The organism is Hanstruepera flava (assembly GCF_023634025.1).
Taxonomy (GTDB): Bacteria; Bacteroidota; Bacteroidia; order Flavobacteriales; family Flavobacteriaceae; genus Hanstruepera; species Hanstruepera flava.
Map to the genome: position 1 here is coordinate 41413 of NZ_JALJCW010000005.1, position 13823 is coordinate 55235.

Sequence of the window (13823 nt, forward strand, 5' to 3'; positions counted from 1 at the left end):
CTATGGATATTAACTAATTAAAATGTGGTATTATCGCAATGTAAATTCGGTTGTAGACACCAAATCTTTTTGGTTGAATACGTTAACAACATAACGTCCTTTTTCAAACTTTTCGTCTCCTCTGCTCATAACATACTCACATACCTTTAAGCTTGTGTTTTCGTAATTAAACTTACTTACCAAACTATAATTAAGTGTTTTTTCTTCAAACTGCACTTGCTCATTAACTCCCAATGTATTGTTCTTAGGGTCTATAACTTGAACATATAATTCCTGCTCACCAGATTCAACCAAAGTGTTTTTTGGTACTGTAAAGCATACTCTAATTTTATCTGAACGTTTTGCACGCTCTGTAGGTATTAATTTACCAGATGTACGCTCAATAACACCTTCTCCTGTTAAATTAACGGCACCAAGAACAGAAGCATTTTCAACTACTTCGGCTAAAGCCGTATTTTGAACCAATAACGAATCAGTAAACATTGTACGCTCTTCAAGACGTATTTTTGTACTGTCTAAAGAAACAGCAAGTAATTCGTTTTCAATTTTTAAACGATCGTTTTCAGTTAAAAGAACATCCATTTCCTTTTGTAGAGCTAAATATTTAGACTTGTAACGGTACAAACTCTTAACGTTAGTTTCAGATACTTTTAAAGAATCTATAAGTCCTTGAATACGGTCTTTAGCTTCTACCAACTTATTGTTAGCAATCTCATTCTCGCCTATTACAATATCATATTGCTTGGCCATATTGCTTAAATCCTGCATGACCAATTCCTTTTCCTGTTGCAGTTGTGCTTCATTTTCCTTTTTTTCCTTGTACAATTTAGAAGTATAGAACCCGGTAGCTATAAATAGTACCAAAGCAATTCCTAATGCTACTTTTAATCCTGTGCTGTTTTTACTGTTATTCTCCATGTTAACTTGTTTTTAGATTTAGTTTTTTTAATGTTAAATTATTTTAAAAGTATTTTTTGCATACTTTTACTTTTTCGTTTTCTAACGCATTAAAAACCTGTTCGGTCTGAAATTATATTTTAGGGAACAAATCAAAATTGTTATCCAAACTTACAAGTATATACGTGCAACTTAAATTTTTGGATGTTTACAGTATTATTTTGGGTATTAAAATGCTTTTACAGTATTAGTAAACACTATAAAAACTAATGTTTAAAAAGATTGAGTCACAACACTTAAAGTTTTGTTAAACATGAAAAACAATAGATTACCCTATGGAGATTAATATAATTCCTTTTAGATTAATTTATGCTAAAGACTTTTATGATCTTAATATTGAATGGTTAAAAACCTATTTTTATGTTGAACCGTTTGATGAAGAAGTGTTAAGCAATCCTGAAACCCATATCATTAACAAGGGTGGGCATATCTTTTTTGCTATATCTGAAGATGAAATTCTTGGAACTGTTGCTTTAATGCCCACAAATGATTCCAAAATTTTTGAACTCACGAAAATGGCAGTTTTACCAAAGTTAAGAGGATTAAAAATTGGACAGAAGCTTATGAATCATTGTATAGATTTTGCAAAAAAAAATAACTTTAAAGCACTAATGTTATACTCTAACACAAAATTAGAAAACGCTATTTATATTTATAGAAAATATGGTTTTATTGAAGTTCCAGTGGAAGAGAACTCTCCATATGAGCGCAGTAATATTAAAATGATTTTAAAATTTAACTAGCTTTACAAAAGACTAAGTATTAAGGATTATGAAAAAATATATTTATTCATTAGTTACATTATTTATGTTTTTTAGCTGTAAAACTGATAAAAAGCATGACGTTATTGAACCTGTAGAAGAAATAGTTGCTGATACGCTGATAGTTGAAGAATCCATTGAAGAACCAAGAATAGACTCAATAATTGAAGTTGAAAAAAAAGTTAAAAAACCTAAAGAAGTATTACAAAAACCTATAGAGCCGTTTAAAAATTACCTTGTAGAATCTGATATCACCATTACTCCTATCAATCATGGCACCCTAGTAATTGAATATAATGGAGCTGTTATTTATGTAGATCCAGTAGGCGGTAAAGATGCTTTTGCCAACCATAAGTCTCCCAATTTTATTTTAATAACGGATATACATGGTGATCATTTAAATGTAGAAACTTTAAACGCTATTAATACACCCAATACTATAATTATTGGACCTAAAGCCGTTAAGGAAAAACTACCTCAATTGCTTCAAAAGAACTTTACCACATTATTTAGTGGATTGAGTCGAGGGTTTACAACATCAAAAATGGCTTTAGATGTTGAAGGCGTAGCCATGTATAATATTCGTGAAGAGGCTAAACAATTCCATCCCAAAGGACGTGGACTTGGTTATATTCTTACCTTGAACAACAAACGTATTTACATATCTGGAGATACAGAGGATACTTTTGAAATGCGCCAACTTAAAAATATTGATATCGCTTTAGTTTGCATGAACTTACCTTACACCATGCCTGTTTCAAGTGCTGCAGATGCCGTATTAGCTTTTAAACCTAAAAAAGTATTGCCTTACCACTATCGAGGCACTAATGGTTTAAGTGACGTAAAAAAATTCAAACGTTTAGTGAATTCAAAAAATAGAAATATTAAAGTTATTCAATTAAACTGGTATGACTAGCTTAATTGCATGATTTATAGTTGATTAATAATTTTTTGTTTATATTTGATACGCTATAACCCCAATTTGCACCTACAATGATTCATATAATTCGTATATCGGTTTACCCTCTTTTTGTACTTCTAGAACAGTTGAGCATTGTAAAGATGCTTGCCATTACTGTAGTTTTTTTCTTGATTTTATTAATTCTCGGAATTAGAAAATCCTATAAACTAAAAAAAGAAAACGAACGCTTAAATGAATTAAGCACAAGTCTTTTAGATGAAGAAGAAAAACCTTATACCGATTTTACCGAGGGACATTTATACGACAACACTAATAAATAAAGAAAAAGCCTGCAATTGCAGGCTTTTTTTATCTCACTAATTTTTTATACTTAATACGCTTTGGCATTAAATCACCACCAAGGCGTTTCTTTTTATTCTCTTCATAATCACTAAAACTTCCTTCAAAGAAATAGACTTGAGAATCTCCTTCAAAAGCTAATATGTGTGTACAAATACGATCTAAAAACCATCTATCGTGGGAAATAATAACAGCACAGCCGGCGAAGTTTTCAAGACCTTCCTCTAACGCTCTTAATGTATTGACATCAAGATCATTAGTAGGTTCATCTAAAAGTAATACATTACCTTCCTCTTTTAGTGTCATAGCCAGGTGTAATCGGTTACGTTCACCACCAGACAATAAATCTACCTTCTTGTTTTGTTCACTTCCAGAGAAGTTAAAACGGCTTAAATAGGCACGAGAATTAACTTGCCTTCCGCCCATCATGATTAACTCTTGCTCGTCACTAAAATTTTGCCAAATGGTTTTGTTAGGGTCAATATTTGAATGACTTTGATCGACATAAGCGATTTTAGCTGTTTCACCAACAATAAACTCGCCTTTATCAGGTTGTTCCTCTCCCATAATCATTCTAAAAATAGTTGTTTTACCAGCACCATTTGGCCCAATAATACCAACTATTCCAGCTTGAGGAAGGTTGAAATTTAAATCATCATATAATAACTTATCATCATAACCTTTAGAAACACCTTTTGCCTCAATAACATTGGTACCTAATCGTGGGCCGTTTGGAATATATACTTCAAGCTTTTCATCCAGTTGTTTTTGGTCTTGACTCATGAGCTTGTCATAATTTTTCAAACGTGCTTTTTGTTTAGTTTGACGACCTTTAGCACCTTGTCTTACCCATTCCAACTCTCGTTCTAAAGTTTTTTGACGTTTAGAAGCTGCTTTACCCTCTTGAGCCATGCGTTTAGATTTCTGGTCTAACCATGATGAATAGTTTCCTTTCCATGGTATACCTTCTCCTCTATCTAACTCTAAAATCCAACCAGCAACATTATCTAAAAAGTATCTGTCATGCGTTACTGCTATAACAGTTCCTTTATATTGTGCCAAATGATGTTCTAACCAATGTACCGATTCTGCATCCAAATGGTTTGTGGGCTCATCTAATAATAATACATCTGGTTCTTGCAACAGTAAACGACATAAAGCAACACGTCTTCGCTCTCCTCCTGATAAAACACCTATTTTCTTATCACCTTCAGGAGTTCTCAAGGCATCCATTGCAATCTCAAGCTTGGTATCCAATTCCCATGCATTAGCTGCATCAATCTGATCTTGCAGCTCTGCCTGACGGTTCATTAATTTTTCCATTTTGTCCGGATTAGAATATACCTCTTCCAAACCAAACATATCGTTAATTTTATTGTATTCATCTAGTATAGCTACTGTTTCTGCAGCACCTTCACGAACGACATCCATGACTGTTTTTTCATCATCCAAATGAGGTTCTTGTTCTAAATACCCTACAGAATAACCTGGTGAAAACACAACATCACCTTGATAGTTTTTATCTACACCTGCAATAATTTTAAGCAATGTAGATTTACCAGAACCATTTAGACCAAGAATTCCAATTTTAGCACCATAGAAAAAACTTAAATAAATGTTTTTTAAAACTGGTGTATTGGCACTTTGAAATGTCTTGGTAACTCCAGACATTGAAAATATTACTTTCTTATCGTCACTCATTATACTCGTTCTTTTATTTATATTTTTTACAACTTATAATTCAAAATACTTGTGGTACAAGTTATTTATTTTGAATTTATAAGTTACCCATTGCTTGGGTTATTATTACACTCGCCCTTTTAATGCGTTAAACACCCAAGCTATAGAGAAAAAGCCTAAACCTACTGCTGCAAACCCCCAGCCTGCAACCTCGTCGTATCTAAATGCTCCTAAAGCTATTAAACCTAATCCTACAAAAATCATAATCCATGTAGCCCAAGCTAACACAGTGTTTTTATTCATCGCCATAATCTTGTTTTTATATTTTTTGATAGTTAGTCGAAATACAAATATCGTGTTTTTAAACAAAAAAAGCATCAGACTTCTGATGCTTTTATATTGGTTTTTGTAAACCTCTTATAATTCTATCATTGGAACTTCTATAAATAGTATTTCAGAATCTTCATGAGCGTTTAGTTGAAAACTTTTGATTTCGGAAATGCCCACGGCATCTCTAGTTTCCATTTCTACATCCTCAATCTTCACGTTTCCATGAATATTCATCACATAAACACCATGTTTTGAAGATTTTAACTGATAATCAAAGTTTTTACCTTTATCTAAACTAATTCTAGAAATCACAGCATCTTGATGAATTTTTAATGATCCATCGTGGTTGCTATCCATCGAAGTCACCAAAGTTTGTAACTTATTCTCTCTATCCTCAACTTTAAACTTCTTTTGGTCGTAACGCGGTGATACCTGTTGTTTATTAGGAATAATCCAAATTTGAAACAAACTTAAATGCTCATCAATTGAACCGTTAATTTCAGAATGCTGCACGCCAGTTCCAGCAGACATTACCTGTACTTCGCCAGGCAAGACAGGCTGCCATTCATCGTGCATATTATCTCTGTGTTTCAATACACCTTTTAATGGTATTGTTATAATTTCCATATTATCATGAGGATGTGTGCCAAAACCCATTTTCGGTGCTATGACATCATCATTCAATACTCTCAAGGCACCAAAATGTACTTTTTCTGGGTTAAACCAACTTGCAAAACTAAATGAATGATTAGCTTGCAACCAACCATGATTGGCAAACCCTCTGTCTTCTGCTTTATGAATTATTGTTTTCATTTTAAAAAATCCTTTCGTCTTTAATTATTATCTTATTTTATCTAATAAATCACTTAACAATTTTGCCTCTTTCTCAGTTAAATTCTCTAACAAATCGTTCTTTAGATTTTTAGATATTTCGTTAACTAGTTTCAATCCTTTTTCGGTAATTGAAATATATACTACACGTCTATCATCAGGGCAATGCTCACGCTCAATCAAACCTTTAGCGCACAACTTATCCATTAATCGCGTTGCGTTTGGTGAACGTTCTATCATGCGCTCCTTTATGGTTTGAACCTTTAAGGCTTTTTTTGCTCCTTTTAAAATTCGTAAAACATTGTATTGCTGTGGTGAAATATCATACGGTTTAAAAAACTGATTTTGATGACTACTAATCCAATTAGCCGTGTAAATAATATTTAAAGTTGCCTTTACCTTATTATTTGGAAACTTTGAATTTATATCTTTTGAAAAATCACCCATAATTCTTTAATTAAAATAAAACATCATTGTATTCGCTTTGCTTTTTAAATACTGCTGCAGCAAAAGGGCATAGCGGTAAAATTTTAATTTGCTTTTCTCTAGCATACTCAACCGCTGCTTTAACTAACTGCTTTCCTACTCCTTGACCCTTTAAAGATTCGTCTACTTCTGTATGATCAATTATAATCTTATCATATCCAGCTTTTGAGTAGGTCATCTCGGCTAGTCTACTATTGTCTATTTCAACGAAAAAAGTACCTTTTTGATTATTGTTTGTGTGTTTTACTTCCATCCTACAATGCTTTTTGAAGTTGTTTTACTTTTGCTTTTAAATCATTGTTTAATTCTTCATTTATAATTTTACCCTCTGAAAAATTACTACCAAATGATGGCAATGAAAAATGCGCTATTATTTGTGCATCGTGTCTTGGAAATCTATCTAAAGCGATTTGCAAAACCGAAGCTCCTCCTCTTCCTCCTGGTGATGTCGCCATTAACAACATGGGTTTTCCATAAAACGTTTTGCCTTCAATTCGTGACATCCAATCGAAAATATTTTTAAAAGCCACTGTGTATGCACCATTATGTTCGGCAAGTGATAACATAATGCCATCTGAATTTTTAATCAAGTCTAAAAACTTATGTGCATTTTCTGGAATACCTTTTTCGTTTTCAAAATCTATTCCATAAAGAGGCAATTCAAAATCGTTTAAATCTAAAAGATTGACTTCAACATTATCCACTAATGACGATGCATATTCTACAAGTTGCTTGTTTATTGAGTTTTTGCTGTTGCTACCAGCTAATGCTATAATCTGTTTCATTTTAATTATTTGCTTTTTTATTAAAAATATATGAAGTAATTAATAGTATTAATGCTACCAATGCTCCTGTTTGTTCACCATCACCAATCATATAGTGTGCGAAAAAAGCAAGAATGAATGCAAAGAAAAATCCTGCATAGGCCCACTCTTTGATGGTTTCGAAGTTAGGATTCCAAATTGCAAATAATCCTAATAGTTTGGCTATAGCATATGGGTAAATTATATAAGTTGGATATCCAAAACTTGTAAACATTGAAGCTACTTCATCGTAATTGAAAAAATACATTTGTACTGAAAATAACATTAAAGCTGTTAATAAACCAGTAGCGATATAAAAGATAATTTTATTACGTTTCATTATTTATTGTTTTTAATTCTGATACAAATCTACGATAAAAATATTTATTTACCTAGGAATATATTTCCTTGTATTGTTATTTAACAAAATATTCACTTTTTAAAGACGGTACACTTTTGTAAATTCGTTGCAAACAAAAATCTATGGACTTAAACTTCAACAAAAACGAAGATCACAATAAACTATTAGTTTCGGAACTTAAAAAACGTTTAGCCAAAGTAAAATTAGGTGGTGGCGAAAAAAGTATTGAAAAGCACCATGGTAAAGGCAAAATGACTGCTAGAGAACGAATTGATTATCTTCTTGATCCTAAATCTAAATCTATTGAAATTGGGGCTTTTGCTGGTGAAGATATGTATGAAGAACATGGTGGCTGTCCTTCTGGTGGTGTAGTAGTAAAAATTGGCTACGTAAAAGGAAAACAATGTATTGTTGTTGCCAACGATGCAACAGTTAAAGCAGGTGCTTGGTTCCCCATTACAGGTAAGAAAAATTTAAGAGCCCAAGAGATAGCCATAGAAAATAGATTACCTATAATTTATTTAGTTGACAGTGCAGGTGTTTATCTGCCTATGCAGGATGAAATTTTTCCTGACAAAGAACACTTTGGACGAATTTTTAGGAACAACGCCATTATGAGCAGTATAGGTATTACTCAAATTGCAGCAGTTATGGGTAGTTGTGTTGCTGGTGGTGCCTATTTGCCTATAATGAGTGATGAAGCTCTAATTGTTGATAAAACAGGTAGTATATTTTTAGCCGGCAGTTATTTGGTTAAAGCTGCTATAGGAGAAAGCATAGACAATGAAACATTAGGTGGCGCAACTACACATTGTGAAATCTCTGGTGTTACCGATTATAAAGCCAAAGATGATAAAGATGCCTTAAACACCATAAAAAATATTATTGACAAAATTGGTGACTACGACCAAGCTGGATTTAATAGAACAACTTCAAAAAAGCCTAAAGAAAATCCTGAAGATATTTACGGAATTATCCCGAAATCTCGAGCTGACCAATACGATATGTATGAAATTATTAAGCGACTGGTAGACAACAGCGAATATGATGAATACAAAGCAGGTTATGGAAAAACGATTATAACCTGTTACGCTAGAATTGATGGTTGGGCAGTGGGAATTGTAGCTAACCAACGGCATATAGTGAAAACCAAAGGAGCCAAAACCAAACCTGCTGAAATGCAGTTTGGAGGTGTAATCTATAATGATAGTGCAGACAAAGCCACACGATTTATAGCCAATTGTAATCAGAAAAAAATTCCTTTAGTCTTCTTGCAAGATGTAACTGGTTTTATGGTTGGCAGCAAATCTGAACATGGTGGCATTATTAAAGATGGTGCTAAAATGGTAAATGCGGTTAGTAACTCTGTTGTCCCAAAGTTTACTGTTGTAATTGGCAATAGCTATGGTGCCGGAAATTATGCTATGTGTGGTAAGGCTTATGACCCTAGATTAATTTTTGCATGGCCAAGTGCTGAACTGGCTGTTATGAGTGGTAATTCGGCAGCAAAAGTGTTATTGCAAATTGAAACTGCTTCACTAAAAAAGAAAGGTGAAACAATAACAAAGGAAAAGGAAGAAGAATTATTCAACAAAATAAAAGATAGGTACGACAAGCAAGTCTCGCCTTATTATTCTGCCGCAAGGTTATGGACAGACGCCATAATTGACCCTTTAGACACTAGGACTTGGATTAGTATGGGTATTGAAGCAGCCAACCACACTCCTATTGAAAAACCTTTTAATTTGGGAGTTTTACAAGTGTAGTCTTTATTTGAGGTTTTTTTCGTATCTTATTGTTTGAATATCAAACATTTAAATCATGGGAACTATTAAATCACTCAACAAATGGGCAAATGCACATACGTATTACCCATTAGATTTGTTACGTGTTGCGCTTGGTGTGTTTTTATTTATTAAAGGCATTCACTTTATGGCCAACAGTCAGATATTAATTGATCTTTTTTCTCCAATACAAAATATGGCAGGCGGAATGATTACCATTCACTATGTAGCTCCTGCACATTTTATAGGAGGTATTTTAATTGCATTTGGTTTATTAACGCGTTGGGCAATAGTAGCACAACTACCCATTCTTATTGGTGCTATAATAATAAACTTTGTAGGTGAAATGGACCTTGCCAGTTTAATTATGGCTACAATTACTTTTTTAGTTTGCCTGTTTTTTTTATTCTATGGCTCTGGAAAACATTCATGCGATTACTACTTTAAAATGCAACAATAAAAAAATAGCGACACCCTAGTGTCGCTATTTTTTTTATTATAGATTATTATAGGAAGATACCAAACGTATAAATTCAGATCTATATCCACTAGAATCATTACCTCTTCCCTTTTCAGCCAGTTCTAGCACAGTAGAATAATTTGTTGAATTGCAAAATTCAGAATTTCGCAATTGCATACCATACAAGGTCACCGCTGACGCAAAGTACATATCTACTGAAGCTTTACTAACCTTATCGGTTTGAACATGAACCATTTCAATGCTTTTATTGCCATCTGGCTTTTTGTATCTAAATTTAACCGTAAACAGCTCATCTTCATAGTCAGTTGAAATTTGAGTTTTAGTATATTTTAAATCTGGTATTGATTTTAAATAATCACTTTTAGTATCAACTGGAATAACTTCATATAATGCCGTTACGGTATGGCCACTTCCTAACTCACCTGCATCTTTGGTATCGTCTACAAAATCTTCATCAGCCAACAATCTGTTTTCATAACCAATCAATCTGTATGCTTCAACTTTTGTAGGATTAAATTCAATTTGAATTTTTACATCTTTAGCAATAGTGTATAAAGTTCCACCAAATTCCTTACCAAATACCTTTTGTGCTTCTTGCATGGTATCAATATAAGCATGATTACCATTGCCTTTATCTGCCAAAGTTTCTAATTTTGAGTCTTTATAATTGCCATAACCAAACCCTAAAACAGATAGAAATACACCAGATTTACGTTTTTCTTCAATTAATTCTTGCATGGCTTTATCACTTGACGCGCCAACATTGAAATCACCGTCAGTAGCAAGGATTACTCTATTATTTCCGTTCTTTTTAAAATTAGCCTCTGCTAATTTATAGGCCAAATTAATCCCAGCTCCTCCTGCTGTCGAACCACCTGATTGTAACTTATCTAAAGCTGCAATAATTTTATCTTTATTATTACCAGAAGTTGGTTTTAAAACAACTCCTGCCGCACCTGCATAAACTACTATAGACACGTGATCTTGCTCTCGCAATTGATTTACCAATAACTTAAATGCTGATTTTAAAAGTGGTAATTTGTTAGCCGAACTCATTGAGCCAGAAACATCAATCAAAAAGGTTAAATTTGATGCTGGTAATTCTTCATTTAAATAGGTTTTTCCCTGTAGTCCAATTCTAACCAATTGCGTTTCCTTATTCCACGGTGTCCCTACTAATTCGGTATTAATGGAAAAAGGATGGTCATTTGTTGGTTGTGGATAGTCATACTTAAAATAATTAATCATTTCTTCAATTTTAACAGCATTTGGCGGTATAGGTTGCCCATTATTTATCATGCGCCTAATGTTACTGTAGGACGCTTTATCGACATCTATTGAGAATGTTGACAGTGGACTTACACGTACATTTTCAAACTGATTCTCTTCAATTTCCTCATATTCTTCATTGTTGTTTTCCAGATTAACAACCTGGTTTGTTTGCTGCGAATTAATAACTTTTTTTAATTCTTTTGGCAGTTTCCATTTACCAGATTTGGTTTGTACTATTATGGCTCCATTAGCACCTTGACTTCCATATAAAGCAGCTCCGTTAGCTCCTTTAACTACATTAACACCTTTTATTTTTTTTGGATTTAATTTGGCCAATTCTTCTGACGTTGCTATTTTACCGTCAATAACTATTAGCGCTTGATTATTTTGAGTTATACCTCTTGACCCGCGTAATTGAATTCGAGTTGATTGATTTACTCTACCATTAGATGAGTTAACTTGTAAACCAGATACCTTACCCGATAAAGCTTGAACGATATTTGGATTATTATTTTTCTTTTTTGATTTTCGATTACTTCTTTTACTATAGCCTCTACTATAATTAGAGGTATTTGAATTCATCTTTACAGAATGGCTCGAAAACGCTAAATTGGAAGGTTTCCGCTGTATGCCTAATGCTGTAACTACAACTTCCTCTAAAGCATCAGAATCTGCAACCATAGCAAAACTTATACTACTAGCTGCTCCAACAGTTTTTTCAACCGTTTTATATCCTAAAAATGAATAACTTAATACATCACCAACAATAGCATTAATTTCATAATTACCTTCAAAATCAGTTTGTGTACCATTAGTAGTACCTTTAACAATGATGTTTACTCCTGGTAATGGTAATCCGTTTTCATCTGAAATAGTTCCAGATATTATTTTTTCTTGTGAAAATATTTGCAAGCTAAACAACATTACAAATAAGGTTAGTGTTATCTTTTTCATGATTACGTGTTTTTATATTCACTGTAAACCTATAACTAACACTACTTTTATAAAATAAGCAATGAGTAAAGTTGCAACTTGAATGAGTTAACAACAAAAAAAAGGCTAAACAAAAGTTTAGCCTTTAATCAATAATGAGCACTTATTTATTATATCTTCTCGTTAATGTAATCTATTATTTCAGATTCTAGAGAAAGTGTTTTATTAAATATTGATTTGGCTTTATCTAAAAGCGTTTCAGCTGTTTCTCTATTCTTTATATCCTTGGCATTAATTCTAACATTAAAATAAGCTCCATAAACCGCTGTTCTGGCACATAAAGCTCCTACTCCAGCATCAGACAAGGAATTTTGCAGACCAATTTTGGCCATAGCTTCCATAACCTCCATAGATTGGTAAGCCGTTTCCATAACCAACAAAGGAACTTCTGTTGCATAAATAGTAGCTTGCTCTATAGCCTCTGCTCTATCTGCTTTTTCTTTTTCAGTCGACTTTGGCATTCTAAACCCTTCTATAATTTTATTGAATGCATTAGTATCTTCATCTACCAATGCCAATAATTTGTCTTTATAAGCTTGGCCTTTTTCTGCCCAAATAGAGAATTCTTCCCATCTGTCATCCCATCCTGGTTTGTGTGCAGATAAGTTAGCAACCATAGTTCCCAATGATACACCTAATGTTCCAACATACGCTGATATTGAACCTCCTCCTGGAGCCATAGATTCTCCTGCAGTTTCATCGGCAAAATCAGTTAGGGTTAAGTCTATAAGTTGTTTAGAATCCTTATTCTTTAAAACATATTCAATAATCTTTTCGTCAGGGTTAAATGGTTTTAAATCGTCTAATCCTAAAGACTTAACGGCTATTTTTATTTTTTCGGATTCTGAAATTCCTAAAGAACGTTGTTGTTTAACAAGAAAATAATCTGCGGCATCCAACATAGCTTTTAAAGGAATTAAACCTATAAGCTCTGAACCTGTAACGCGAATCCCTCTAGATTCAGCTGCTTTACAAGATTCATCAAAAGCTTCATGCATTGACGTAATGCTAATATTTGTTAGGTTATAAGATATTTGAGCAATACCATATTCTTCGATATACCATCCTATACCTTTTACAGCTTTCAATTTACCAGGTATTCTTACAGGCTCTCCATTTTCATCAAGAACTTTTTTACCCGTAATAGGATTACCCTCGCGCTTAACACGGCCAGCTTCGCGAATATCAAAAGCTATGGCATTTGCACGTCTTGTAGAAGTCGTGTTTAAATTTACGTTATAGGCTACCAAAAAATCACGAGCAGAAATGGCTGTCGCTCCAGTTTTTGCAACTTTATTGTTAAATTCAGCAGGTCCAAAATCGGGTTTCCAGTTAGGATCTGACAATTTTTTTGGTAAGCCTTCGTATTCACCTGACCTACAATTAGCTAGATTCTTTCGTTTATCTTCTTGCGCTGCTTTTTCGTATAAATATACAGGAATGTCCAACTCTTGCCCAACACGTTCTCCAAGTTTATGAGCATACTTTGCTGTTTCTTCTAATGTAATTCCAGATATTGGAACCAGAGGACAAACATCGGTAGCTCCAAATCGAGGGTGCTCACCAGAATGCTTGCTCATATCGATTAATTGAGAGGCTTTTTTTATTAATAGGAAAGCGGCATCTATAACTTGCTCGGGTTCGCCAACAAACGTAATAACCGTTCTATTAGTTGCCGCACCAGGATCTATATCGAGTAATTTAACACCTTCGATGGTTTCTACAATATTCGCAATTTCATTAATTTTATTAATATCACGACCTTCACTAATGTTAGGTACGCACTCAATAAGTTGCTTTTGCATTCTACTAAATATTTATAT

At 33.4% G+C, this 13823-nt stretch carries 15 protein-coding genes; 5 read left to right on the forward strand and 10 right to left on the reverse strand.

Features of this window, described 5'->3' with window-relative positions; all coding sequences use genetic code 11:
• Positions 1–30: 30 nt before the first annotated feature.
• On the reverse strand, positions 31–918 hold the full coding sequence (locus tag MTX13_RS13485; RefSeq protein ID WP_250436748.1) for a chromosome partitioning protein ParA: 888 nt from the start codon (positions 916–918) through the stop codon (positions 31–33).
• Positions 919–1232: 314 nt separating this feature from the next.
• Between MTX13_RS13485 and MTX13_RS13490 the strand changes: the two genes are divergently transcribed.
• The 3 genes from MTX13_RS13490 to MTX13_RS13500 all read left to right on the forward strand — a co-directional run bounded on the left by MTX13_RS13490 (position 1233) and on the right by MTX13_RS13500 (position 2960).
• A complete protein-coding gene (locus MTX13_RS13490; protein WP_250436750.1) occupies positions 1233–1700 on the forward strand; it encodes a GNAT family N-acetyltransferase in 468 nt (155 codons plus the stop codon).
• Between the two features lie 28 nt (positions 1701–1728).
• A complete protein-coding gene (locus tag MTX13_RS13495) occupies positions 1729–2634 on the forward strand; it encodes an MBL fold metallo-hydrolase (RefSeq protein WP_250436753.1) in 906 nt (301 codons plus the stop codon).
• A gap of 77 nt (positions 2635–2711) precedes the next feature.
• Positions 2712–2960: a hypothetical protein gene (locus MTX13_RS13500; RefSeq protein WP_250436755.1), complete on the forward strand. Its 249-nt coding sequence runs from the start codon at positions 2712–2714 to the stop codon at positions 2958–2960.
• Positions 2961–2988: 28 nt separating this feature from the next.
• On the opposite strand, the gene ettA is transcribed toward MTX13_RS13500, so the two are convergent.
• The 7 genes from ettA to MTX13_RS13535 form a co-directional block, all read right to left on the reverse strand.
• On the reverse strand, positions 2989–4680 hold the full coding sequence (gene ettA, locus MTX13_RS13505; protein ID WP_250436760.1) for an energy-dependent translational throttle protein EttA: 1692 nt from the start codon (positions 4678–4680) through the stop codon (positions 2989–2991).
• 105 nt (positions 4681–4785) lie between these two features.
• The gene (locus MTX13_RS13510) at positions 4786–4968 is read right to left on the reverse strand and encodes a CAL67264 family membrane protein (protein WP_250436762.1); all 183 of its coding nucleotides are present in this window, start codon (positions 4966–4968) and stop codon (positions 4786–4788) included.
• 108 nt (positions 4969–5076) lie between these two features.
• Positions 5077–5802, reverse strand: coding sequence for a pirin family protein (locus tag MTX13_RS13515; RefSeq protein ID WP_250436764.1), 726 nt, complete (start codon positions 5800–5802; stop codon positions 5077–5079).
• 27 nt (positions 5803–5829) lie between these two features.
• A complete protein-coding gene (locus MTX13_RS13520) occupies positions 5830–6267 on the reverse strand; it encodes a MarR family winged helix-turn-helix transcriptional regulator (RefSeq protein ID WP_250436767.1) in 438 nt (145 codons plus the stop codon).
• A gap of 10 nt (positions 6268–6277) precedes the next feature.
• Positions 6278–6559: a GNAT family N-acetyltransferase gene (locus tag MTX13_RS13525; RefSeq protein ID WP_250436770.1), complete on the reverse strand. Its 282-nt coding sequence runs from the start codon at positions 6557–6559 to the stop codon at positions 6278–6280.
• 1 nt (position 6560) lies between these two features.
• A complete protein-coding gene (locus tag MTX13_RS13530) occupies positions 6561–7091 on the reverse strand; it encodes an NADPH-dependent FMN reductase (RefSeq protein ID WP_250436772.1) in 531 nt (176 codons plus the stop codon).
• A 1-nt stretch (position 7092) separates the two neighbouring features.
• Entirely contained in the window at positions 7093–7449 is a 357-nt protein-coding gene (locus tag MTX13_RS13535) for a DoxX family protein (RefSeq protein ID WP_250436775.1), read from the reverse strand.
• 143 nt (positions 7450–7592) lie between these two features.
• Here MTX13_RS13535 and MTX13_RS13540 point away from each other — a divergent pair, with 143 nt between their 5' ends.
• Positions 7593–9236, forward strand: a complete 1644-nt coding sequence (locus MTX13_RS13540) for an acyl-CoA carboxylase subunit beta (RefSeq protein WP_250436778.1) — start codon at positions 7593–7595, stop codon at positions 9234–9236.
• Positions 9237–9291: 55 nt separating this feature from the next.
• A complete protein-coding gene (locus MTX13_RS13545) occupies positions 9292–9714 on the forward strand; it encodes a DoxX family protein (protein WP_250436781.1) in 423 nt (140 codons plus the stop codon).
• Between the two features lie 36 nt (positions 9715–9750).
• On the opposite strand, the gene MTX13_RS13550 is transcribed toward MTX13_RS13545, so the two are convergent.
• Positions 9751–11961, reverse strand: coding sequence for a YfbK domain-containing protein (locus MTX13_RS13550; protein ID WP_250436784.1), 2211 nt, complete (start codon positions 11959–11961; stop codon positions 9751–9753).
• Positions 11962–12110: 149 nt separating this feature from the next.
• The gene (ftcD, locus tag MTX13_RS13555) at positions 12111–13805 is read right to left on the reverse strand and encodes a glutamate formimidoyltransferase (RefSeq protein ID WP_250436787.1); all 1695 of its coding nucleotides are present in this window, start codon (positions 13803–13805) and stop codon (positions 12111–12113) included.
• Between the last annotated feature and the right edge of the window lie 18 nt (positions 13806–13823).